The following is a 22,166-nucleotide window of genomic DNA, read 5'->3' as shown; positions in this document are numbered from 1 at the left end:
ACCGTCCGGCCGGCGGGCCCGCACCCCGGGAACTGCCTGGTGTGCGGGCCCGCCCGTTCAGTAGCGTGCGGGGTATGAGCACTTCCGAGACCACTCCCGTCACGACCTCGTCCGACGCCCACCCCCGCTTCGCCGAAGCCCTGCGCGAGCTGGGCCTCGACGTGGAGGTACGCCGCTTCCCTGACGCCACCCGCACCGCCGTCGAGGCCGCGGCGGCGATCGGCTGCGAGCTCAGCCAGATCGTCAAGTCCCTGATCTTCGCGGCCGACGGCGCGCCGGTCCTGGTGCTGATGGACGGTTCGTCCCGGGTGGACGTGGAGCGCGTACGGGCCGAGCTCGGCGCCCGGAAGGTCGAGCGGGCGGGAGCCGACCTGGTCCGCGAGACCACCGGCTACGCGATCGGCGGGGTACCGCCCTTCGGGCACCGTACGAGGACGCGGGTGCTGGCCGACCGGGGGCTGCTGGCCCACTCGACGGTCTGGGCCGCCGCCGGCACCCCGCACACGGTCTTCCCGCTCGCCCCCGCGCGGCTGGTCGAACTCGCGGGCGGCACTCTCGTGGACGTACGCGAGCAGACCGCGTGACCCCGCTGGTGGCGGCGGCCGTCCTGACCGCCGCGATCACGCACGCCAGCTGGAACGCGATCGCCCACGCCATACGGGACCAGCTGCTCTCCTTCACCCTGATCTCGGGCGGCGGGGCGCTGATCGGGCTCGTGCTGGCCTGCTTCGCCCCGCTCCCGGCGTCCGGCGCGTGGCCCTACCTGCTGGTCTCCGCGGCCCTGCACGTGGCGTACATGCTGCTGCTGATGCGCTCGTTCACCCTGGGCGACTTCGGCCAGATGTACCCGATCGCCCGGGGCACGGCCCCGCTCGTCGTGACGGTCCTGGCCGCCGTGTTCGTCGGGGAGCGCCCGGACGGCTGGGCCACGGCCGGTGTCGCGGTGGCCTCGGCGGGGCTCGTCGGGCTGGCGCTGTGGGGCATCCGGGGCTCCGGCAGGCGCCCCCACTGGCCCGCGATCCTGGCGGCCCTCGCGACGGGGCTCGCCATCGCCGGCTACACCACGGTCGACGGGGTGGGGGTGCGCGCCTCGGGCACCCCGCTCGGCTACATCGCCTGGCTGATGATCCTGGAGGGGATCGCCATCCCCGCCTACGCGTTCTGGCGCCGCCGGGGCGAACTGGTCCCCCAGCTCACCCCGTTCGCCGCGCGGGGCCTGCTGGGCGCGGCGCTGTCGGTCACCGCCTACGGGCTCGTCCTGTGGGCGCAGACCAGGGCGGCGCTCGCCCCGATCGCCGCGCTCCGCGAGTCCTCGATCATCGTGGGTGCCGCGATAGGGACGCTGTTCTTCAAGGAGCGGTTCGGGGCTCCCCGGATCGCGGCGGCCGGGCTGATGGTGGTCGGCATCGGCCTGATGCTGCACACGAGCTGACCCGGGGGGCGGCGGGCCGCCGGCCCGGCTACCGGGTCTCGGGGTCCGCCGTCATCACCGCGCGGAAGCCCGTGTTGACGCCGAGCAGCCCGCCGTCGACCCGCAGGGTCGTGCCGGTGATCCAGGCCGCGTCCGGGGAGGCCAGGAAGGCGACGGCGGCCGCGATGTCGTCCGGCTCGCCGACCCTGCCGAGCGGATAGAGGGTCGCGGCCCGCGCCAGCGACTCCTCGCGGCCCGCCCAGGCGTCCGTGCGGACCGTGCCGGGCGCGATGAGGTTGACCCGGACGCCACGGGGGCCCGCGTGGCCGGCGAGGGTCCGGGTCAGGCTGGCCAGGCCCGCCTTGGCGGCGCTGTAGGCGTGGCCGCCGAAGTCCTGCTCGCCGTTGACCGAGCCGATGTTGACGATGGCGCCCCGGCCGGAGGCCACCAGGTGCGGGAGTGCGGCGCGGGAGCAACGGTGGGCGCCGGTCAGGGTGATGTCGAGGCTGCGGGTCCACATCTCGTCGGTCTCGTCCTCGAAGAGCGGGGCGTCCTCGTGGTCGGCGTAGGCGTTGTTCACGAGGACGTCGAGGCGTCCGAACGCGGCGACCGCGTGGGCCACCGCCGCCTCGACCGCCGCCCGGTCGCCGACGTCGCAGGCCAGGGCCTCGGCGGTGCCGCCCGTCTCGCGTATCCCGGCCGCCGTGCGCTCGGCGCGGCCGGCGTCCAGGTCGGTGACGAGGACGGCCGCGCCCTCGGAGGCGAGCCGGCGGGCGGCGGCCGCCCCGATGCCCTGTCCAGCACCGGTGAGCAGGGCGGCGTATCCGTCGAGACGTGCGAGGCGAGGAGTCATAGCGCCGACCGTACTGCCCGGACCAGGGCCTGGGCACGGGGGTCGGCGGTGACTCCCTTCTGCAGACCGTTCGTCACATAGCCGAGCGCGATGCCCGATTCGGGGTCGGCGAAGCCCAGCGAGCCGCCGCGGCCGGGGTGCCCGAACGACCCGGGGCCGAGCAGCGGCGCGGACGGGCCGTGCAGCATGTAGCCCAGGCCGAAACGGGTGTTCACGACCAGGACGCGGTCCGGGCCCGCCGACTCCTCGGTGCGGGCCAGGGTGAGGGTGGCGGGGGCGAACAGCCGCTGCCCGTCGACCTCACCGATCATCGCGGCGTAGCAGCGGGCGAGGCCGCGCGCGGTGGCGGCGCCGTTGGACGCGGGGAGTTCGGCCGCGCGGTAGGCCGGGGCGTTCTCGTCGGGGAACGGGTCGATGGCCCCGAAGGCGCGGCGGGTCAGCGACTCCGGGTCGCCGTACGCCTCGACGACGGAGCGCTTGGGCCGCACCCGGAGGGCGCCGCTGCCCTCGGCCGGCGGGGGCTCGACGGGGCCGATCCGCCCGATGCGGTGCGCCTCGTCGGCGGGGAGCCCGAACCAGAAGTCCAGCCCGAGCGGACGGGCGATCTCCTCGGCGATCCAGCGGCCGATGGTCCGGCCGGTGACCCTGCGCACCAGTTCGCCGACGAGCCAGCTGTAGGTCTGGGCGTGGTAGCCGTGGTCGGTGCCGGGCTCCCACTGGGGCTGCTGCGCGGCGACGGCCTCGGGCCCGCTGACCCCGTCGGCCGCCTCCTCGGGCGTCAGCGCCGTGTCCAGGGCGGCCAGCCCGGCCCGGTGGGCGAGGAGGTGGCGTACGAGCACGCGTTCCTTGCCGTTGGCCTTGAACTCCGGCCAGTACGTGCCGACCGGCGCGTCCAGGTCCACCTGCCCGCGCTGGTGCAGCAGCAGCGGCACGGCGGCGGCGACGCCCTTCCCGGCGGAGCGGACGATCTGGACGGTGTCCACGGCCCAGGGTTCGGTGCCGTCGACATCCCTCGTCCCGGCCCACAGGTCCACGACCTTGCGTCCGTGGCGGTAGAGGGCGACGGCCGCTCCCCGCTCCCCGCGCTGTTCGAAGTTACGGACGAAAGCGTCCCGTACCGCCTCGAATCCCGGCGCCACCGTGCCCCGTACGTCCACGCCTGCTCCCGCGCTCCCGCTCATCCCCCCATGGTGCATTGCCCGGCGGGCGGGGCGGGGGCCGGGTCACCGACTGTTCACGGACGCGGAACGGACACGGAACGCGGGTCGAAGCCGAAGGGCAGCTCCAGCCGGTGCCCGCGCATCAGGTCGTCGTCGCAGAGCAGGTCCTGGGTGCGGTCGTCGGCGGTGATCACCCCGTCGCTGAGGATGACGGCGCGCGGGCAGAGTTCGAGGGCGTACGGCAGGTCGTGGGTGACCATCAGGACGGTGACGTCCAAGGAGCGCAGGATGTCGGCGAGTTCACGGCGGGAGGCCGGGTCCAGGTTCGAGGAGGGCTCGTCGAGGACGAGGATCTCCGGCTCCATGGCGAGGACGGTGGCGACGGCGACGCGGCGGCGCTGGCCGAAGGAGAGGTGGTGCGGGGGCCGTGCCGCGTACTCCTCCATGCCGACCCGCTCGAGCGCCGTCATGACGCGGTCCTCCAGCTCGGGGCCGCGCAGTCCGGCGGCGGCGGGCCCGAAGGCGACGTCCTCGCGGACGGTGGGCATGAAGAGCTGGTCGTCGGGGTCCTGGAAGACGATGCCGACGCGGCGGCGGATCTCGGCGAGGTGCCGCTTCTCCACGGGCAGCCCGGCGACCCGGACGGTGCCGGCGCCCGCGTCGAGGATGCCGTTGAGGTGGAGGACGAGTGTGGTCTTGCCCGCGCCGTTGGGGCCGAGGAGCGCCACGCGTTCACCGCGGTCCACGGTCAGATCGACGCCGAAGAGGGCCTGGTGGCCGTCGGGGTAGGCGTAGGCGAGGCCGCTGACCTCGAGGGACGGCGCGGGGGCGGTGGGCAGGCTCATACGGTCCATCCCAGCAGACGGACGACGAGGGCGAGCACGGGGAGTGCCGCGGCGTGCGCCCACTGGGTGCGGGAGGCGGTCACCTCGTCGATCACCGGCATGGTGCCGGTGTAGCCGCGGCTGACCATCGCGAGGTGGACGCGCTCGCCGCGCTCGTAGGAGCGGATGAAGAGGGCGCCCGCCGTCTTGGCGAGGACGCCCCAGTGGCGCACCCCGCGCGCCTCGAAGCCGCGGGAGCGGCGGGCGATCGACATCCGGCGCAGCTCGTCGGTGATGACGTCGCCGTACCGGATCATGAAGGACGCGATCTGGACGAGCAGCGGTGGCAGGCGCAGCCGCTGGAGGCCGAGGAGCAGGGAGCGCAGCTCGGTGGTGGAGGCCAGGATCACCGAGGCGGCCACTCCGAGGGTCCCCTTGGCCAGGACGTTCCAGGCGCCCCAGAGGCCGGGGACGCTGAGGGAGACGCCGAACAGCTCGGTCTGCTCGCCGGGTACGACGAACGGCATGAGCAGGGCGAAGGCCACGAACGGCACCTCGATGACCAGCCGCTTCAGCAGGAACCCGGGGCGGATCCGGGCGACCGCTGCGACGCCGGCGAGCAGCACGGCGTACAGCGCGAAGGCCCAGACGGCCTCGCGGGGGGTGGAGACGACGACCACGACGAAGCAGAGGACGGCGGCGAGCTTGCAGTGCGGCGGCAGGGCGTGGACCGGTGAGTGCCCGTGCCGGTAGAGCTTGTGCGCGTGGCCGGCGCCCATCAGACGGACTCGGGGGTGCGGGCCTCGGGGGTTTCGGGCGTACGACGGCGGCGCACCGCCCAGAAGACGCCGCTGCCGACGGCGACGGTGACGCCGACGCCGATCACTCCGGCGAGGCCCCCGGAGACGCGGGCGTCGCTGATGTCCTTGACGCCGTAGTCGGCGAGCGGGGAGTCGGCGGCGCCGTGTTCCTGGACCTTCTCGTCGATGCCCTTGTCGGCGGCGACCTTCTCCAGGCCGTCGGGGCTGGCGGAGGCGTAGAAGGAGACGAAGCCGGCGAGGACGAGCGCGGCGGCCAGTCCGGTACCCCAGACCTTGCGGGTGGAGCGGGGGGCGGCCGGGGCGGGGGCGGTGGTGGCGGCCGGGGCGAGGGCGGTGGTGGCGGCCGGGGCGTCGACGAGCTCACCGTCGACCCGGAGCTTGAGCGGGGCCGTGAGCCCACGGGCCCCGTGCACCAGGTCGGGGCGCACCGCGATCACGGCGCCGACGGTCAGCGCGGTGATCACCGCCTCCCCGATGCCGATGAGGACGTGGACGCCGACCATCGCGGTGAGCACCTTGCCGACGGGTACGTCGGTGGTCCCGCCGATCGCGTAGATCAGGGTGAACGCGACCGCTGCGGCCGGTACGGAGACCAGCGCGGCCACGAAGGCGGCGGCGGTCGTCGAGCGGCGGGTGCGGGGCAGCACCCGGATGAGCCCCCGGAAGAGGGCGTAGGCGACGACGGTGGTGACGACCCCCATCACCGTGATGTTCACGCCGAGCGCGGTGAGTCCGCCGTCCGCGAAGAGGATGCCCTGCATCAGCAGGACGACCGCTATGCAGAGGAGTCCTGTGTACGGCCCGACGAGGATAGCCGCCAGCGCCCCGCCCAGGAGGTGGCCGCTGGTGCCGGCCGCGACGGGGAAGTTCAGCATCTGCACGGCGAAGATGAACGCGGCGACGAGCCCGGCCAGCGGCGCCGTGCGTTCGTCCAGTTCCCGCCGGGCGCCGCGGAGTCCGACGGCGACCGCTCCCGCGGCGACGACACCTGCGACAGCGGAGACGGGTGCGTTGATGAAACCGTCGGGTACATGCATGGAGTGGCTCCGCTTTCGGGCGTTGCTGCTGGCGGGGTCGGAAAACGCTCCATGATAGGGCCCTGTTGCGAACAGTTCGCAAGAGCGCACATGTGACAACTACACGAACCCTCAACATGCCCAAATGGGAATATATGGGACATTAGGGGGAGAGATTTTCACACAGGAGGAGCCGGCCATGTCCCTCGTGATCCAAGAACACGCCCGAGCCCGGCTCATCACGGACGGCCCCGACCCCCGGCTGGTCCCCGTCGAGCTGCGCTACGACCCGGACGAGCCGCAGACGGTCCACGTCCGGCTCCCCGGCGGCGTCGACCAGCCCTTCGGCCTCGACCTCCTGGAACGCGGACTGCGCTCCCCCGCCACCCGCGGCGACATCCGCATATGGCCGTGCGGCCGGGCCCAGCTGGTCCTGGAACTGCACTCACCGGACGGCGTCGCCGTCTTCCAGTTCGACATCGCGCCCCTCATCCGCTTCCTGGCGCGGATCCACACGAGGACGGCGAAGCGCCCGGCGGCCACCACCACCGCCCCCACCTCCGCCACCGTCACCCGCGCCTGAGCAGGACGAGAGCCCCCGTGCCGCGTGCACGGGGGCTCTCTGTCGCCCCGGTCCCCCGTCCCCACAGGTAACCGGCGCTCCGGGGGCGCGTTCCGCTCAGACGCGCGCCCCGGGGTCTCGTCGCGTCAGGCGCGGACCAGTTCCCGTTCGCCGCCACCCTCGGACGGCCCGTCCTCGGCGAGGTCCTTGCGCAGGCCCTCGCCCTCGACGTCCACATTGGGCAGCACCCGGTCCAGCCAGCGCGGCAGCCACCAGGCACGCCTGCCGAGCAGGGCGAGCACCGCCGGCACGATCGCCATCCGTACGACGAAGGCGTCGAAGAAGACGGCGATGGCGAGCGAGAACCCGATCATCTTGATCATCTGCTCCGAGGAGCCGATGAAGCCGGCGAAGACGGCCATCATGATCACCGCAGCCGCCGTGACCACCCGGGCACCGTGCTTGAAGCCGGTGACGATCGCCTGGCCGGGGCTCTCCCCATGGACGTACGCCTCGCGCATCCGCGTGACCAGGAAGACCTCGTAGTCCATCGCGAGGCCGAAGACCACGCCGACCATGAAGATCGGCATCATGCTCATGATCGGGCCGGTCTGCTCGACCCCGAAGAGCGATCCGAGCCAGCCCCACTGGAAGACCGCGACGACCGCGCCCAGGGCCGCGACCACCGAGAGCAGGAAGCCGAGGGCCGCCTTCAGCGGGACGAGGACCGAGCGGAAGACCACCATCAGCAGCAGGAACGCCAGGCCGACGACGAGCGCCAGATAGGGCAGCAGCGCGTCGTTCATCTTCTCCGAGAAGTCGATGTTCATCGCCGTGGCGCCGGTGACCAGCACCTCCGCGCCGGTCTCGCTCTTGATGCCGTCACCCGCGTCACGGATGGCGTGGACCACGTTCTCCGTCTCGACGGAGCTCGGCCGGTCCTTGGGGATGACCGTGATGGTCGCGGTGTCGCCGGCCTTGTTGAAGGCGGCCGGGGTGACGGCGGCGACGCCGCCGGAGCCCTCGATCTCGTCGGAGACCCTGTTCACCGCGGCCTTGCCGTCGGAGCTGTTCCTCGTGTCGACGACGACCATCAGCGGGCCGTTGAAGCCGGGGCCGAAGCCGTCCGAGAGCATGTCGTAGGCCTGGCGCTGCGTGGTCGACTTCGGCTGGGCGCCGTCGTCCGGCAGCCCCATCTCCAGCGACGCGGCCGGTACGGCGATGGCGCCGAGCCCGAGGACGCCCACCAGCAGCACCCACAGCGGGCGACGCAGCACGAACCGGGCCCAGCGGGTGCCCATGTTCGGCTTCGCCTCGGGCTTGTTCTCCGCCTCGGCGGCCCTGCGCGCCTTGCGCCCCATGACCCGCTTGCCCGCGAAGCCCAGCAGCGCCGGGACGAGGGTGAGGGCGATGAGGACGGCGATCGCGACCGTACCGGCGGCGGCGAAGCCCATCTTCGACAGCATCGGGATGTTGACGACGGCCAGGCCGACCAGGGCGATGACCACGGTGAGTCCCGCGAAGACCACGGCGGACCCGGCCGTTCCGACGGCCCGCCCGGCGGCTTCCTCGCGCTCCCGGCCCTCGGCCAGTTCGGCGCGGTAGCGGGAGACGATGAACAGCGCGTAGTCGATGCCGACCGCGAGGCCGATCATCATCGCGAGGGTCGAGGTGGTGGAGCCCAGGTCCAGCACGTTGGCCAGCGCGGTGATCGTGGAGACCCCGATGCCGACCCCGATGAGGGCGGTCAGCAGCGGCAGCCCCGCGGCGATCAGCGAGCCGAAGGTGATCACCAGGACGACGGCGGCAATGGCGACACCGATGACCTCGGTGGCCCCCGTCTCCGGCATCACCTGGAGCGCGTCACCGCCGATCTCCACCTTCATGCCGCTGTCCTGCGCGTCGTGGCCCACATCCTCCAGGGCCTCCCGCGTCGCGTCGGTCAGCTCCATCGAGCTGACCTTGTAGGACACGGAGATGTACGCGGTCGAGCCGTCCTTGCTGACGGCGTTCGCCGTGTACGGGTCGGCGACGGAGGCGATCTGGTCCGAACCGGACTTCAGCTCGCCGACGATCCCCTGGATCTCGGCCTTGTTCGCCGCCTGGGACACCTTCTCGCCCTCGGGGGCCTTGAAGACGACCCGGGCGGTGGCGCCGTCGGCGCTGCCACCGGGGAATCGTTCCTCCAGCAGGTCGAAGGCCTTCTGGGCCTCCGTGCCGGGGATCGAGAAGGAGCTGGAGGTGGCGGTCGCGGCCGAGGAGGCCCCGAAGCCGGCCAGCGCCAGCAGGGCCACCCAGATCAGGGCGACGTAACGGCGTCGCCGGAAGGCGAGCCGTCCCAGTTTGTACAGGAATGTAGCCACGGAGGGGGTACTCCCGGTCAGGTCGTTGAGTGGAAGAGGGCGTGAGGAACCAGCCCGACGACGAGAGCGGCGTGTCAGGTGGAGCGTCGGGGAGACAGGTCGTACGGGAAGGAAAAAAGGGGACGTCAGACGCCGAGGGCGGGGAACACCACGGCTTCCGCGTAGTCGGAGAGGAACGCCTGGTCGACAGGCTTCTCCTCGACCAGCTCACGAGCGGCGAAGGCGCCGATCATCATGTGCGGCACAAAGGGGAGCGCAGGATTGTCCGCACGCACTTCCCCCCTGTCCACGGCTCGCTGGAGCAGAGCGCCGAGGCCGGTCATCTCCGGCTCGATCATCAGCTCCCGCAGGGCCTGGAGGAGGTCGGGGTTGTCGTGGACGGCATGGGTGAGACCCCGCATCAGCGCGGAGTTCCGCTCCATCTGGCAGTCGTCGGTGCGCTGCAGCACGGCAAGGAAGTCACCGCGGAGCGAACCGGTGTCGACATCGCCGAGGTGCACCGGCTTGTCGTTCCGGAGCGCCTTGACGACCAGCTCGGCCTTGCTCCCCCACTGGCGGTAGAGGGTGGCCTTGCTGGAACGGGTGCGGGCGGCGACGGCGTCCATGGTCAGGGCTTCGTAGCCGACCTCGCCGAGCAGGTCGAGCACGGCCGCGTACAGCTCGTTCTCACGTTCGGGCGTGAGCCGGCTGCGCGCCATGGGTCGACCTCCTCTTCCTCGCGCCTGCTGGATCGTACGCCAGTCGAAGATCAACTAACGGAACGAAACTGTTTCGTACACTTCGAAGATACTCCCCGCCCTCAGCGAAACGAAACAGTTTCGCTTGTGTCCTGCACCACAAGTTGCCGCGGGCCCCTCACGCGGAAAGCATTGGAGGGTGAGTGACGACGTCGCGTATCTCCGTTTCCCGCACCTCCACGAGGACTTGCTCTGCTTCGCGGCGGAGGACGACCTCTGGGTCGCCCCTCTGGCCCCGGAAGGACAGCGGCCCGGCCGGGCGTGGCGGCTGACCATCGACCGGACCAGGGTCAGTCATCCCCGCTTCTCGCCCGACGGCAGCCGCATCGCCTACACGACCTGGCGCACGCTCGATCCGGAGATCCACCTCGCCCCCGTCGAGGGAGGGCCCGCCCGCAGACTCACCTACTGGGGCTCGACCGACGCCCGGGTCTGCGGCTGGAGCCCCGACCCGGGGGACTCGTCCCAGATCCTCGCCGTGTCCTCGCACAACCAGCCGTTCTCCTACTTCTCCTGGGCGTACAGCGTCCCCACCGACGGGAGCCCCGGCGGCAAGCTCCCCTGGGGGCCGGTCTCCGACATCGCGGTCGCCGACATCGACGGCGAGCGGCGCACCCTGCTGCTCACCGGTAAGCCGCCGCACGAGCCGGCCGCCTGGAAGCGGTACCGGGGCGGCGCGATGGGCCGGCTCTGGCTGCACGGCGAGCGGCTGCTGCCGGACATCGGCGGGCATCTGGACGCCCCGATGTTCGTCGGGCGCCGCATCGCGTTCCTCTCCGACCACCAGGGGGTCGGCAATCTGTACTCCTGTCTGATGGACGGCAGCGATCTGCGCCGGCACACGGACCACGACGCGTTCTACGCCCGGCACGCCTCCAGCGACGGCAGCCGGGTCGTCTACCAGTGCGGCGGCGATCTGTGGCTGGTCGAGGACCTGGAGTCCCCGGACGCGAAGCCCCGGAAGCTGGACGTACGGCTCGGAGGGCCCCGGACCGGCCGGCGCACGTACCAGGTGCCGGCGTCCAGCAACGTCGACTCGCTGGCCGTCGACGAGACGGGCCGGGCGAGCGCCGTCTCCGTGCGCGGCAGCCTGTACTGGCTCACCCACCGCGACGGCCCCGCCCGTACGATCGCCGACACCCCCGGGGTGCGGGTCCGGCTGCCGGAGATGCTCGGCAGCAGCGGCCAGGTCGCGTACGTCACGGACGCGGAGGGCGACGACGCGATCGAGATCGCCCATCTCCCCCGGGCCAGCGGCGACCGCCCGCCGCGCCGGCTGGCGGCCGGTCAGCTGGGCCGGGTCCACGAGCTGATCTCCGACCCGGAGGGCGAGCGGCTGGCCATCGCGTCGAACGACGGCCGGCTCCTCCTGCTGGACACCACGGAGACGGAGGGTCTCGTCGACGTCGTCGAGGTCATCGAGGACCTGGACAGCGGGCGCGTCGAGGGCAGCCTCGTGCAGGCCGGGGCGGAGGCGGCGGACACCGCCGAGGTCACCGAGCTCATCCGCTCCGTGAACGGCCCGGTCCGCGATCTGGCGTTCTCCCCGGACGGCCACTGGCTGACCTGGTCGCACCCCGGTGTGGGCCGGTCCCTGCGGCAGATCAAACTGGCCCGGATCACCGGCCCCGACGCCCCGGTGATAGTCGATGTCACCAACGGCCGCTTCGAGGACGAGAACCCCGTCTTCACCGGCGACGGCCGCTACCTCGCCTTCCTGTCCTGGCGCGGCTTCGACCCGGTGTACGACGTCCACACCGGCGACCTCTCCTTCCCGCTGGGCTGCCGCCCGTACCTGGTCCCCCTCTCCTCCGCCACCCCCTCCCCCTTCGCCCTGCTCCCGGACGGCAGGCCGGCGGCGGGCGGCCTGGACCCGGTGGACATCCCCGAGGGCCCGGTGGAGGGGCCGACGGTCATGGTGGAGTTCGAGGGTCTGGAGAACAGGGTCACCCCGTTCCCCGTCTCCGCGTCGAAGTACTCGGGCCTCCAGCCGGTCAGCGGCGGCGGCCTCGTCTGGCTGCGCTGGCCGATCTCCGGGGCCCTGGGCGAGACCTTCGCGAACCCGGCGGACATGTCGGGCCGGCCCACCCTGGAGCACTTCAACATCGCCAAGGCCCGCAGGACCGAACTGGTCGGCCACCTCGACTGGTTCGCGGTCAGCGGGGACGCGACCCGGCTGGTCGTCATGGACGACGGCGAGCTGCGCGCCGTCCCGTCCAACGAGCCAGGCGACAACGACTCGACGGTCTTCCTCGACCTGCGCCGCATCCTGCACGACGTCGACCCCGCGGCGGAGTGGCGCCAGGCCTACGGGGAGGCGGGGCGCATCACCCGGGCCTACTTCTGGGAACCGGACATGTGCGGCATCGACTGGGACGGCGTCCTGGAGCAGTACCGGCCGCTGGTCGAACGGGTCGCCACCCCGGACGAGTTCGCCGATCTGCTGCGCGAGGTCCTGGGCGAGCTCGGCACCTCCCACGCCTACGTCTCGCCGGCCCGCCGCAACGAGGGGCCCCCGCACTACCAGCGGGCGATCGGCCTGCTGGGCGCCAACCTCGTGTGCCGGGACGGCGACTGGACGGTGCAGCGCGTGCTGCCCGGCGACTCCTCCGACTCCAAGGCCCGTTCACCGCTGGCCGGTACGGGCATCAGGGAGGGCGCGGTCCTCACCCATGTGGACGGCCGCCCGGTCGACCCGGTGGCGGGCCCCTATCCCCTGCTGACGGCGGCCGGCGGCACGACGGTGGAGCTGACGTTCCGCCCGGCGGGAGGCGAGTGCGGCGGCCGCTCCCGGCGCATCGCGATCGTCCCCCTGGTCGACGAACGCCCGCTGCGCTACCAGGACTGGGTGGCCAAACGCCGTGAGGTCGTACGGGAGTTGAGCCACGGCAAGTGCGGATATCTGCACATCCCCGACATGGGCGGCTCCGGCTGGGCCCAGTTCAACCGGGATCTGCGGCTGGAGGTCTCGCGTCCGGCGCTGATCGTGGACGTACGGGGCAACGCGGGCGGCCACATCAGCGAGCTGGTCGTCGAGAAGCTCACCCGCACCATCCTCGGCTGGGACCTCACCCGCAACGCCCAGGCGGTCAGTTACGCGTCCAACGCCCCCCGGGGCCCGGTCGTCGCCCTCGCCGACGAGGCCACCTCCTCCGACGGCGACATGATCACGGCCGCGTTCCGGCTGCTGAAGCTGGGACCGGTGGTGGGCCAGCGCACCTGGGGAGGCGTGGTCGGGATGACCGGCCGGCACAAGCTCGGCGACGGCACGGTGATCACGGTGCCGATGAACGCGGCCTGGTTCGACACGTACGGCTGGTCCGTCGAGAACTACGGCGTCGAGCCCGACCTGGAGGCCCTGCGCACCCCCCTGGACTGGGCCGAGGGCCGCCACGCGGTGCTGGACGACGCCGTCAGGGTCGCCCTGGACCTCCTGGCCGCCCACCCGGCCGCCACACCCCCCAGCTACGACACGGCCCCAAACCTGCGCCGGCCGCCGCTGCCCCCGAGGTAGCGACGCGGAAGGGGCGTACCCGGAACCCGGGTACGCCCCAACAGACCTCAGACGCGCAGTGCGTCAGCGACCGGAACGCTCACGCGCCTGGTCCGCGGTGTCCTGCGCCCGGTCACGGGCGCCGGGGCGACGGCCCTGCGCCTGGTCCTGGGCACGGTCCGAGCGGTCGGAGGTACGCTCGCGCGCCTCGTCACGCTTGCCGCCGGCCTTCTGCTGCTTGGCCTGGTCGGCGAGCTCCTGCGCCTTGTCCTTGAACTGGTCTGCGATGCCCATGCTGTTCACTCCTATGTGGGTGCGTGGGGTCGGCCCCGGTGGGGCCTCGATCAGAGTTACACACCCGGACATTCACCGCATTTCGATCATCCGCGGGAGACTCGCGCCTTCTGGTCGGCCTCCCCGCCGGCCCCCACGAGCCCCTTGCTGACACCGTCCAGCCGGGACCCGAACCGCTTCATCTCGCGCTGCCCGACGGTCCCTATGACCATCGGCAGGTACCCCCGGACCGACTGCATCCCGCGCAGCCACCACTGGGCGTACACATGCGCGGAGCGCCGCTCGATCCCGGCGACGATCCGGTCGACCGCCGGGCCGAGCGGGTACGTGCGGTTCGTCGGCCACGGCAACCGCTGCCTCAACTCCCGCATGACGTCGTCCTCGTCGGCGCCGCGCACCATGTCCGTGTCGGTCCAGGACAGATAGCCGACCCCGACCTTCACGCCCCGATGGCCGACCTCGCCGCGCAGACAGTGCGCGAACGCCTCCACGCCCGACTTGGACGCGCAGTACGCGCTCATCATCGGCGCCGGGGTGATCGCGGCCAGCGACGCTATCTGGAGGAAGTAGCCGCGGCTCTCCATGAGCACCGGCAGGAACGCCCGCGCCGTCACCGCGCCGCCTATCAGGTTCACCTCGATGACCCGCCGCCACGCCTCGGGGTCGGAGTCCACGAGCGGACCCCCGGTGGCCACACCCGCGTTGGCCACGACGATGTCGATCTTCCCGAAGCGCGCCTTGACCTCCTGCGCGACCCGGCCCATCGCCTCGTGGTCGGTGACATCCGCGTGCCAGTGGTCGCTCGGGGAGTGCAGCCGTTCCGAGACCTTCTTCAGCTCGTCCGGCTCCAGGCCGACCAGCGCCAGCGTGGCGCCCCGCGCCGACAGCTTGCGGGCCAGCAGCTCCCCCACACCCCGCGCCGCACCGGTGACGACGACGACCTGACCTTCGAGACTCCGCCTGCCGCTCATGCGACCTCCTCCTCGCTCACGGCTTCCGCCGTACCGCCCGCGCTGTCCACAGTGACGTACAGGGCCACCAGCTCGCGCAGCTTCGCCGTGACCGTCTCGGGTGCCTCGACCGGCGTCATGTGGCCCATGCCCGCCAGTTCGGTGAGCCCGAGGCTCTGCGGCAGCGCCGCTTCGATGGCCCTCGCGTGCACGGGCGGCGTCAGCCGGTCGTCCGTGCCCGCGATCACCGCCGTCGGCAGCCGCAGCTCCCGTATGCGCGCCTCGAGGTCGAGCTCGGCGAGCACGTGCCCCCAGGCGACGCGTGCCCCGCGAGGACACGCGTGGACGATCCTGGCACACGTATCCACCCGTTCCGGGGCAGAACCGCGCCCCATCGTGGCGTACTTGAGTATCGCCCTGGACACCGCGTTGACCGGTCCGAGCGGCGCCCGCGCTCCGAGCACCGCCGTGGTCATCCGGGTGCGCAGCGCGCCGGCCCGCAGCGGGAGCACCAGCGACTCGGCCGTCAGGCGCGAACTGCCGGTGCTGCACAGCAGCGCGGCCGCCCCGTGCTCCCGTACGGCGGAGCGGCCGCCCGCCGCCATGATCGTCATCCCGCCCATGGAGTGGCCGGCGAGCACCGCCTTCCGGCCCGGCTCCAGGGTGGCCTTCAGGACGGCTTCGAGGTCGTCGGCCAGCGCCCGCGTGCTGTATCCGCCGGGGCCGGCCGCGGGCGAACGCCCGTGGCCGCGCTGGTCGTAGACGACGACCCGGTGGTCGACCGCCAGGTCACGTATCTGCGCGTCCCAGAAGCGGGTGTTGCAGGTCCAGCCGTGGGACAGGACGACCGCGGGGGCGTCCTCGGGTCCGTGCAGCTCGACGTGGACGCGTGAGCCGTCGGCGGAGACGACGCCCAGTTCACGTACGGGTACGGGCGGGGGCGGAGTGGCCGCCCGCTGTGTCAGCCTGCTCATCGTGCGGCCTCCTCGGGAACGGCCTGCGCCGTGGGACGGGTGACGGGTGGGCGGACGACCTCGTAGTCCCCGAGGTCGACCGAGCGCGTGGCCCGCCGGAACTCGGCGGTCGTGCCCGGCCAGACCGTGGTGTTGCGCCCGTCGGCGTCGAGGTACCAGCTGGTGCAGCCGCCGGTGTTCCAGACGGTCCGCTTCATCCGCTCCTGGACCCGCCGGTTCCAGGCGCCGACGGCGGAGGGCCGCGCGTCGAGCGCGACGCGTCCGCCCAGGACGTCCAGCTGGCGCATGTAGTCGGCCATGTAGTTCAGCTGGGACTCGATCATGAGGATCATGGAGGAGTTCCCCAGCCCCGTGTTGGGGCCGATGATCGTCATCCAGTTGGGGAAGCCGGCCGCGGTCGCGCCGCGCAGCGCCTGCATCCCGCCCTTCCAGGACTCGGCGAGGGTGATGCCGTCGGCTCCGACGACCCGGCTCGCGATCGGCATGTCCGTCACATGGAAGCCGGTGCCGAGGATGATCACGTCGGCCTCGGTCTCCGTACCGTCCGACCCGACGAGGGTGGAGCCCCGCACCTCGGAGAGACCGGAGTCGATCACGTCCACATTCGGCTGCGCGAGCGCCGGGTAGTAGGCGTTGGAGAGCAGGATCCGCTTGCAGCCGATGCGGTACGAGGGGGTCAGCTTGGCCCGCAGCGCGGGGTCCTTGATCGCCCGCGCCATGTTCCGCTTGGCTATGGACTCGACGAGGCCGAGCTGGTCGGGGTGCTTGGTGAAGGCGCCCACCTGCAACTCCCGGATGCCCCAGAGCAGTCCACGGCGCGCGGTGGCCGTGAAGGGGAGCGTGCGGTGCAGCCACTTCTCGGCGCCGCTGATCGCCCGGTCCATGCGCGGCATCACCCACGGCGGGGTCCGCTGGAAGAGCGTCAGCCGGCCGGCCTTCGGCTGGATCTCCGGGACGATCTGGATCGCGGAGGCCCCGGTCCCGACGACGGCGACGCGCTTGCCGCTCAGGTCGTAGTCGTGGTCCCACTGCGCGGAGTGGAAGACCTTGCCGGGGAATTCGGCGAGCCCCGGGATGTCGGGCAGCTTCGGGTCGGAGAGCGGGCCGGTGGCGGAGACGACGGCGTCGGCGGTGACCGTGGAGCCGTTCGCCGACTCGATCACCCAGTGGAGTTCGGCGTTGTCCCAGCGCATGACCGTGACTTCGTGGTTCAGCCTGATGTGCGGGCGCAGTCCGAAGGTGTCGGCGACGTGCTCCAGGTAGGCCCGGATGTGCTGCTGCCCCGAGAAGGTGCGCGGCCAGTCGGGGTTGGGCGCGAACGAGAACGAGTACAGGTGGGACGGGACGTCGCAGGCGCAGCCCGGGTAGCTGTTGTCCCGCCAGGTGCCGCCGACGGCGGCGGCGCGTTCGAGGACCAGGAAGTCGGTGATGCCTTCGCGGCGGAGCCGGACCGCGGCTCCGAGGCCCCCGAATCCGGATCCGATCACCGCCACTCGTACGTGCTCGTGCTGGGCCATCCTGCCGCCTCCCCGCGGTACGTCACACGACTCTGCCAGCAATCACTGGCATTGTTGGGAGGGTAGAGCAGCTCCGTACTGATGGGTAGGGGGCGGACCGAGGAAAGTTACCGGCGGTACAACATAGGGTGCGGGTGTGGCTGAAGGACGCGAGCACCGCGAGTACCGCATGGAGGAGCTGGCCGAGGAGGCCGGCATCACCGTGCGCACCCTGCGCTTCTACCGGGAGCGCGGCCTGATCCAGCCACCCCGCCGCGAGGGCCGCATCGCCTGGTACGACGACCACCACCTGGCCCGGCTGCGCACCATCACGGGCCTGCTGGAGCGGGGCCACACCCTCAACGGCATCGCCGACCTCGCCACCACCTTCGACAGCGGCCGGGACGTCGCCGAGGTGCTGGGCCTGGGCGAACCGACCGAGGAGACCCCGGTCCGGCTCTCACCCGAGCAACTCGCCGACTACTTCCAGGACCAGGCGACGGCGGAGAACCTCGCCGCCGCGATGGAGCTGGGCTACCTCGGCATCGACGGCGACGAGATCGTCCACATCAGCCGCCGCCTGCTGGACGCCTCGTCCGAGCTGGTGCGCGCCGGGGTGCCGCTCGACGCCGTGCTCGGCGCCGGCCGCCAGGTCCGTGAGCACGCCGACGCCCTGGCCGACCTCTTCGTACGCGTCCTGCGCACCCACAGCGAGGACACCGAACCGGACCAACTACGCACGCTGGCCCAGGCGGTGGTGGACGCCGAGCTGTCGATGGCCCTGGACCGCCGGCTGCGCAAGGACGATCAGCGCTCGTAGGTGACCGTCACCGGCGCGTGGTCGCTCCACCGCTCACCGTGCGTGGCGGCGCGCTCCACCCAGGCCTTGACCGCGCGGCCGGCGAGCCCGGGGGTCGCCACCTGGTAGTCGATGCGCCAGCCCGTGTCGTTGTCGAAGGCCCGGCCCCGGTAGGACCACCAGGAGTACGGGCCCTCCTCGTCCGGGTGCAGCGCACGGACCACATCGACGTACGCCGCCTCGTCGAACACCCGGGTCAGCCACTCCCGCTCCTCGGGGAGGAAGCCGGAGCTCTTCCGGTTGGCCTTCCAGTTCTTGAGGTCGGCCTCCCGGTGGGCGATGTTCCAGTCACCGCACACGACGACCTCCCGCCCCTCGGCGGCGGCCCGGACCTTCAGCCCCTGGAGGTAGGGGAGGAAGGCGGCCATGAAGCGCTCCTTCTCCTCCTGCCGCTCCGTGCCGACCTCGCCGGACGGCAGGTAGAGGCTGGCGACCGTCACACCCGGGAGGTCCACCTCGACGTACCGGCCCGAGGTGTCGAATTCGCCACTCCCCGGGACCTCGAACCCGCCGAACCCGATCTGGACGCGCTCCGGCGCGTGCCGCGTGTACAGGGCGACGCCCGCGCGCCCCTTGGCGGCGGCCGGGGCGTACACGACGTGCCAGCCCTCGGGCTCACGCACCTCTTCGGGGAGCTGCTGCGCCTCGGCGCGGACTTCCTGGAGGCAGATCACATCGGCCTCGGTCTGCCCCAGCCACTCGACGAAGCCCTTCTTCGCGGCGGCACGGAGCCCGTTCACGTTCACGGTGGTAACAGTCAGCATCCAGGTACAGTACCTACAGACTCCCTGCGCATACCTGTACCATCATTTGCATGCTTATCCAGCCTCGGCCCTTCGACCACCCCGACGCCGTGAAACTCAACGACCAGGTGCAGCTCGAATACGCCGAGCGCTACGGCGACGAGGGCGACATCACACCGCTCGACGCCACGATGTTCGATCCGCCTCGCGGGCTGTATCTGCTCGCCTACGACGAGCAGCACCGCCCGCTGGCCACCGGCGGCTGGCGGAGCCAGGAGCGGAACGCCGAGGGCTACTCCGACGGCGACGCCGAGATCAAGCGGATGTACGTCGTCCCCGAGGGCCGGGGCCGGGGCCTCGCACGCCGCCTCCTCGCCGCCCTGGAGGCCGACGCCCGCGCGGCGGGCCGCACCCGCATGGTCCTGGAGACCGGCGACCAGCAGCCCGAGGCGATCGCGCTGTACACGTCGAGCGGCTACACGGTCTGCGAGAAGTTCGGCCACTACCGCGCGTACGACAGCAGCATCTGCATGGCCAAGCCGCTGGACCTGCCCTCCTAGGGCACCCGGGCCACACCGACGTAGAACCCGCTCCGCTCGTACACCGGCGCGGGCTCCTCCTGGTACCACTCGGGCGCGGTGACCAGCCCCGGCCCGACGAGGTCCAGCCCCTCGAAGAACGGCTCGACCTCCGCGCGCGTACGCATCCGCAGCGAGATCGCGCCCTTCCTGTACGCCGTCTCGGTCTCCCGCCTGAGCTCCGGGTGCTGGTCGGCGGTCCCGTGCGACAGCACCAGGTAGCTCCCCGAGGGCAGCGCCCCGACCAGCCTGCGGGTGATGCCGTACGGATCCTGCTCGTCGGGCAGGAAGTGCATCAGCGCGATGAGGGACAGCGCGACGGGCCTCGTGAAGTCCAGCAGCTCCGCCGCCTGTTCGAGAATCGCCTCCGGCTCCCGCACATCCGCGTGGAGGTAGTCCGTCGCCCCGTCGGGGTGGCTCACCAGCAGGGCTTCCGCGTGACGCAGCACGATGGGGTCGTTGTCCGCGTAGACGATCCTGGCACCCGGGGTCACGGCCTGGACGATCTGGTGGAGGTTCGGCGCGGTGGGAATGCCGGTCCCGATGTCCAGGAACTGATCGACACCCTGCCCGGCCAGCCACGCGGACGCCCGGTGCATGAACGCCCGGTTCCGCGCCGCGTTCGCCCGCGCCTCGGCGGGCAGCTTCTCCGCGACCTCCTGGTCGACCGGGTAGTTGTCCTTCCCGCCGAGCAGCCAGTCGTAGACCCGTGCAGGGTGCGGCTTGCTGGTGTCGATACGGGAGCTGGGTATTCCGGCTGTCACAGGACGCCCTCCACACGGAACCACGAACAGGCACTCCCGCACCTGACCTGCGCAACCCTCAACAGCGGTCACCGACAGGGCGGGTGAGCGAGGAAGGCCCAGGTTACCGGGTGGTCGGCCGGTGGACGTCAGGCGTGACAACGACGAAGGTCCCGCCCGATCTTCCGATCGGACGGGACCTTCGTGTGTGCGGTGGACCTGTGGGGATTTGAACCCCAGACCCCCTCGATGCGAACGAGGTGCGCTACCAGACTGCGCCACAGGCCCTTGCAACGAGTGAAACTCTAGCACCCTCAGCGGGGTGCTCGGAAATCCGTATCCCGGCAGGTCACCGAGTCGGGTTCCCCTTCGGTCTCACTCGTTGGCCGCGCGCGGCCTGTCCTCGTCGTCGTACTGGTCGAAGAGGGGGGTCCGGCCGCGGTCGCGGGTGCGCTTGGGTGCGTTGCCACGGCGGCGCGGGGCCGGTTCGGCGTCGGGTTCGGCCGCGTCCTGGACGTCGCGGCTGCCCGTCCGGGTGGGCTCCGCCGGGCTGGAGCGGGCCGCGCTCCAGGTCTCCGGGTCGCCGACCTCCACCCCGCCCGTGGCGCGCGGGGCGACCGGCGCGGTGACGTAGGTCGGCAGCGGAACCGGGACCGGCTCCCAGCTGTCGCCCTGGGCCGGCCCGCGCTCGCGCTGCTGGTCGACCCACTCCGCGTGGTCCGTCTGCTCGACGAGGGCGCGGCGGCCCGCCTCCTGGGGCGAGACCGTGGGCACGGGAGCCGCCGCTTCGGGCTCCTCGTCGGGCTCGGCGGGAGCCGAGGACGCGGGCTGGTGCCTGCGGGGCCGGTTCTCGCGCAGCCGCTGCGCGGCCACCTCGGCCCGGCGCCGGTCCATGGTGAAGACGAACCGGCGGCGCTCCTGGGCGCGCAGATGCACGATGTACGTGCTCAGCAGCACGGCCGGAACGGCCGGCGCCCAGAGGAAGCGGAGTCCACCCACCGCCGCGACGACCGCGCCCAGCGTGAACGCCATGAAGAGGACCGTGGTGGTACGCCGGCGGCGCGCCAGGACCTGCGAGCGCCGACGGCGCTCACGCTCGGTCTCCGCACCCGACGGACGCGAGCGCCGCGCGGCCGGGCGGGGTGCCCGCTCCTGCGGGCGCTCCTGCTCCGGCCGGCCGGGCGCGGGCACGCGCAACCGCGCTTCCGTCCGGTCCGGGGGCGCGGAAAAGGCCCGGACGTCGACGGACTCCATTCGGTCCGTGACGGCATCCGGGTCCACGTCGCCAGGCGCCTCCTCGGCATCCCGCTCCCGCAGCTCCTTGGCGTAACGGCGCTCCATGGCCGCCCGTCCGGACAGCAGCCGGATGGCGGTGCTGAAGCGTTCCGTCGGACGGGCTTCATTGAGCTCGTCCTGCCTGCGGAGCCACATCGGCACCAAGTAGGCGGCCCATGCACCGACGATGACTGCGTAGATGAGGCCGCTGCTGCTCACGCTCACACCGTAGAGGGGTTTGCACGGCGGCATCCGCCAATTGGCCCGGTGTGTCGCACGATCCGGCTGATATGACGGACTTTTTTTGCGATTGTTCGGGTCAACAGTCGCCGAAAGTGAGCTTCATTACCGTCAGAGAGCGATCAAATTCGAACACTTATTTCATTTCCCCGGGAGTGCGCGGTGTTCCGGACGCACCCGGCCGCATCCTGCGCCAACGCCGCAGCAGCCCGTCGGGGACTTCTTCCGCCGTGAGCGCGAAGATCAGGTGGTCCCGCCACGCGCCGTCGATGTGGAGATAGCGTGGACGCAGTCCTTCCGCACGGAATCCGAGTTTCTCCACGACCCTGCGACTGGGCGCGTTCTCCGGCCGAATGCACACCTCGATCCTGTGCAGTCCGACCGTGCGGAAACAGTGGTCGACGGCGAGCGCCACCGCGGTCGGCATGACACCGCGGCCCGCCACCTCCTGGTCGACCCAGTAGCCGACATGGCCCGAGCACATCGAGCCCCAGGTGATGCCCGCCACCGTCAGCTGCCCGACGAGACGGCCCTCGTACTCGATGGCGAAGGGCAGCATCCGGCCCGCGTTCGCCTCGGCGCGCAGATGACGGATCATCTGGCGGTAGGTGGGGCGCTGGGCCACCGGGCCGCCGGGGGCGGGCGGCGGGACGGTCGCCTCCCAGGGGCGCAGCCAGTCGCGGTTACGCCGGTTGACCTCGCGCCACATGCTCTGGTCGCGCAGCTTTATCGGGCGGAGGGTGACGGCGCCGTCGGTCAGAACCACCGGCCAGG

General features: G+C 71.9%; 21 protein-coding genes and 1 tRNA gene. 6 read left to right on the top strand and 16 right to left on the bottom strand.

All coding sequences use genetic code 11. The annotated features are described in order from the left end of the window. Nucleotides 1-74 precede the first annotated feature (74 nt). Both ACZ607_RS30725 and ACZ607_RS30720 read left to right on the top strand, forming a co-directional pair. Nucleotides 75-584: a YbaK/EbsC family protein gene (locus ACZ607_RS30725; RefSeq protein ID WP_469740119.1), complete on the top strand. Its 510-nt coding sequence runs from the start codon at nucleotides 75-77 to the stop codon at nucleotides 582-584. Further along, entirely contained in the window at nucleotides 581-1,432 is an 852-nt protein-coding gene (locus tag ACZ607_RS30720; protein WP_469740117.1) for an EamA family transporter, read from the top strand. The genes ACZ607_RS30725 and ACZ607_RS30720 overlap by 4 nt, the downstream gene beginning before the upstream one ends. Before the next feature lie 28 nt (nucleotides 1,433-1,460). Here ACZ607_RS30720 and ACZ607_RS30715 read toward each other — a convergent pair whose 3' ends face one another. From ACZ607_RS30715 to ACZ607_RS30695, 5 genes are all read right to left on the bottom strand, one after another. Continuing rightward, the gene (locus ACZ607_RS30715; RefSeq protein WP_469740115.1) at nucleotides 1,461-2,264 is read right to left on the bottom strand and encodes an SDR family NAD(P)-dependent oxidoreductase; all 804 of its coding nucleotides are present in this window, start codon (nucleotides 2,262-2,264) and stop codon (nucleotides 1,461-1,463) included. Next, entirely contained in the window at nucleotides 2,261-3,421 is a 1,161-nt protein-coding gene (locus ACZ607_RS30710; RefSeq protein ID WP_469740444.1) for a serine hydrolase domain-containing protein, read from the bottom strand. Before ACZ607_RS30710 ends, ACZ607_RS30715 begins: the two co-directional genes overlap by 4 nt. 77 nt (nucleotides 3,422-3,498) lie before the next feature. Then, entirely contained in the window at nucleotides 3,499-4,269 is a 771-nt protein-coding gene (locus ACZ607_RS30705) for an energy-coupling factor ABC transporter ATP-binding protein (RefSeq protein WP_469740114.1), read from the bottom strand. After that, on the bottom strand, nucleotides 4,266-5,027 hold the full coding sequence (cbiQ, locus tag ACZ607_RS30700) for a cobalt ECF transporter T component CbiQ (protein WP_469740112.1): 762 nt from the start codon (nucleotides 5,025-5,027) through the stop codon (nucleotides 4,266-4,268). The genes ACZ607_RS30705 and cbiQ overlap by 4 nt, the downstream gene beginning before the upstream one ends. Further along, on the bottom strand, nucleotides 5,027-6,106 hold the full coding sequence (locus ACZ607_RS30695) for an energy-coupling factor ABC transporter permease (protein ID WP_469740109.1): 1,080 nt from the start codon (nucleotides 6,104-6,106) through the stop codon (nucleotides 5,027-5,029). Before ACZ607_RS30695 ends, cbiQ begins: the two co-directional genes overlap by 1 nt. 178 nt (nucleotides 6,107-6,284) lie before the next feature. Here ACZ607_RS30695 and ACZ607_RS30690 point away from each other — a divergent pair, with 178 nt between their 5' ends. Next, nucleotides 6,285-6,668, top strand: coding sequence for an SsgA family sporulation/cell division regulator (locus ACZ607_RS30690; RefSeq protein ID WP_469740107.1), 384 nt, complete (start codon nucleotides 6,285-6,287; stop codon nucleotides 6,666-6,668). A gap of 125 nt (nucleotides 6,669-6,793) precedes the next feature. Here the strand turns inward: ACZ607_RS30690 and ACZ607_RS30685 are convergent, their stop codons facing one another. Beyond that, entirely contained in the window at nucleotides 6,794-9,010 is a 2,217-nt protein-coding gene (locus ACZ607_RS30685; RefSeq protein WP_469740105.1) for an MMPL family transporter, read from the bottom strand. A 125-nt stretch (nucleotides 9,011-9,135) separates the two neighbouring features. Beyond that, nucleotides 9,136-9,708 carry a TetR/AcrR family transcriptional regulator gene (locus tag ACZ607_RS30680; protein ID WP_469740102.1) on the bottom strand — a complete coding sequence of 191 codons (573 nt, stop codon included), beginning with the start codon at nucleotides 9,706-9,708 and terminating at the stop codon, nucleotides 9,136-9,138. A 178-nt stretch (nucleotides 9,709-9,886) separates the two neighbouring features. Here ACZ607_RS30680 and ACZ607_RS30675 point away from each other — a divergent pair, with 178 nt between their 5' ends. Continuing rightward, nucleotides 9,887-13,261, top strand: coding sequence for a S41 family peptidase (locus ACZ607_RS30675; RefSeq protein ID WP_469740096.1), 3,375 nt, complete (start codon nucleotides 9,887-9,889; stop codon nucleotides 13,259-13,261). A gap of 63 nt (nucleotides 13,262-13,324) precedes the next feature. Here ACZ607_RS30675 and ACZ607_RS30670 read toward each other — a convergent pair whose 3' ends face one another. The 4 genes from ACZ607_RS30670 to ACZ607_RS30655 form a co-directional block, all read right to left on the bottom strand. Then, entirely contained in the window at nucleotides 13,325-13,534 is a 210-nt protein-coding gene (locus ACZ607_RS30670) for a hypothetical protein (RefSeq protein ID WP_469740094.1), read from the bottom strand. An 86-nt stretch (nucleotides 13,535-13,620) separates the two neighbouring features. Continuing rightward, complete coding sequence (locus ACZ607_RS30665; RefSeq protein ID WP_469740092.1) at nucleotides 13,621-14,505, bottom strand: SDR family oxidoreductase; 885 nt, start codon at nucleotides 14,503-14,505, stop codon at nucleotides 13,621-13,623. Next, nucleotides 14,502-15,458, bottom strand: a complete 957-nt coding sequence (locus tag ACZ607_RS30660) for an alpha/beta fold hydrolase (protein ID WP_469740088.1) — start codon at nucleotides 15,456-15,458, stop codon at nucleotides 14,502-14,504. Before ACZ607_RS30660 ends, ACZ607_RS30665 begins: the two co-directional genes overlap by 4 nt. Then, a complete protein-coding gene (locus ACZ607_RS30655) occupies nucleotides 15,455-16,975 on the bottom strand; it encodes a flavin-containing monooxygenase (RefSeq protein ID WP_469740084.1) in 1,521 nt (506 codons plus the stop codon). The genes ACZ607_RS30660 and ACZ607_RS30655 overlap by 4 nt, the downstream gene beginning before the upstream one ends. Nucleotides 16,976-17,144: 169 nt before the next feature. Here ACZ607_RS30655 and ACZ607_RS30650 point away from each other — a divergent pair, with 169 nt between their 5' ends. Continuing rightward, a complete protein-coding gene (locus ACZ607_RS30650) occupies nucleotides 17,145-17,774 on the top strand; it encodes a MerR family transcriptional regulator (protein WP_469740442.1) in 630 nt (209 codons plus the stop codon). Here ACZ607_RS30650 and ACZ607_RS30645 read toward each other — a convergent pair. Continuing rightward, nucleotides 17,762-18,577 (bottom strand): exodeoxyribonuclease III, encoded by an 816-nt coding sequence (locus ACZ607_RS30645; RefSeq protein ID WP_469740080.1) that lies wholly within the window; start codon nucleotides 18,575-18,577, stop codon nucleotides 17,762-17,764. The two genes, ACZ607_RS30650 and ACZ607_RS30645, sit on opposite strands and share 13 nt — an antisense overlap. A 50-nt stretch (nucleotides 18,578-18,627) precedes the next feature. Here ACZ607_RS30645 and ACZ607_RS30640 point away from each other — a divergent pair, with 50 nt between their 5' ends. After that, nucleotides 18,628-19,116: a GNAT family N-acetyltransferase gene (locus ACZ607_RS30640; RefSeq protein ID WP_469740076.1), complete on the top strand. Its 489-nt coding sequence runs from the start codon at nucleotides 18,628-18,630 to the stop codon at nucleotides 19,114-19,116. Here ACZ607_RS30640 and ACZ607_RS30635 read toward each other — a convergent pair. From ACZ607_RS30635 to ACZ607_RS30620, 4 genes are all read right to left on the bottom strand, one after another. Continuing rightward, a complete protein-coding gene (locus tag ACZ607_RS30635) occupies nucleotides 19,113-19,898 on the bottom strand; it encodes an SAM-dependent methyltransferase (protein ID WP_469740073.1) in 786 nt (261 codons plus the stop codon). The two genes, ACZ607_RS30640 and ACZ607_RS30635, sit on opposite strands and share 4 nt — an antisense overlap. Nucleotides 19,899-20,091: 193 nt before the next feature. Next, nucleotides 20,092-20,165, bottom strand: a tRNA-Ala gene (locus tag ACZ607_RS30630). An 87-nt stretch (nucleotides 20,166-20,252) separates the two neighbouring features. Beyond that, on the bottom strand, nucleotides 20,253-21,371 hold the full coding sequence (sepX, locus tag ACZ607_RS30625) for a divisome protein SepX/GlpR (protein ID WP_469740071.1): 1,119 nt from the start codon (nucleotides 21,369-21,371) through the stop codon (nucleotides 20,253-20,255). A 157-nt stretch (nucleotides 21,372-21,528) separates the two neighbouring features. Beyond that, entirely contained in the window at nucleotides 21,529-22,158 is a 630-nt protein-coding gene (locus ACZ607_RS30620) for a GNAT family N-acetyltransferase (RefSeq protein ID WP_469740069.1), read from the bottom strand. Nucleotides 22,159-22,166 lie beyond the last annotated feature (8 nt).

This window comes from Streptomyces sp. NPDC104381, assembly GCF_055583745.1.
The sequence above is the reverse complement of the archived record's forward strand: the minus strand, read 5'-3'. Positions and strand labels throughout refer to the sequence as shown.

Bases quoted from the DNA above. Each gene is read 5' to 3' on its own strand.
- ACZ607_RS30725 (WP_469740119.1), top strand. From the start codon at position 75: ATGAGCACTTCCGAGACCACTCCCGTCACGACCTCGTCCGACGCCCAC.
- ACZ607_RS30715 (WP_469740115.1), bottom strand. From the start codon at position 2,264: ATGACTCCTCGCCTCGCACGTCTCGACGGATACGCCGCCCTGCTCACC.
- ACZ607_RS30705 (WP_469740114.1), bottom strand. From the start codon at position 4,269: ATGAGCCTGCCCACCGCCCCCGCGCCGTCCCTCGAGGTCAGCGGCCTC.
- cbiQ (WP_469740112.1), bottom strand. From the start codon at position 5,027: ATGGGCGCCGGCCACGCGCACAAGCTCTACCGGCACGGGCACTCACCG.
- ACZ607_RS30695 (WP_469740109.1), bottom strand. From the start codon at position 6,106: ATGCATGTACCCGACGGTTTCATCAACGCACCCGTCTCCGCTGTCGCA.
- ACZ607_RS30690 (WP_469740107.1), top strand. From the start codon at position 6,285: ATGTCCCTCGTGATCCAAGAACACGCCCGAGCCCGGCTCATCACGGAC.
- ACZ607_RS30680 (WP_469740102.1), bottom strand. From the start codon at position 9,708: ATGGCGCGCAGCCGGCTCACGCCCGAACGTGAGAACGAGCTGTACGCG.
- ACZ607_RS30670 (WP_469740094.1), bottom strand. From the start codon at position 13,534: ATGGGCATCGCAGACCAGTTCAAGGACAAGGCGCAGGAGCTCGCCGAC.
- ACZ607_RS30665 (WP_469740092.1), bottom strand. From the start codon at position 14,505: ATGAGCGGCAGGCGGAGTCTCGAAGGTCAGGTCGTCGTCGTCACCGGT.
- ACZ607_RS30660 (WP_469740088.1), bottom strand. From the start codon at position 15,458: ATGAGCAGGCTGACACAGCGGGCGGCCACTCCGCCCCCGCCCGTACCC.
- ACZ607_RS30655 (WP_469740084.1), bottom strand. From the start codon at position 16,975: ATGGCCCAGCACGAGCACGTACGAGTGGCGGTGATCGGATCCGGATTC.
- ACZ607_RS30650 (WP_469740442.1), top strand. From the start codon at position 17,145: ATGGAGGAGCTGGCCGAGGAGGCCGGCATCACCGTGCGCACCCTGCGC.
- ACZ607_RS30645 (WP_469740080.1), bottom strand. From the start codon at position 18,577: ATGCTGACTGTTACCACCGTGAACGTGAACGGGCTCCGTGCCGCCGCG.
- ACZ607_RS30640 (WP_469740076.1), top strand. From the start codon at position 18,628: ATGCTTATCCAGCCTCGGCCCTTCGACCACCCCGACGCCGTGAAACTC.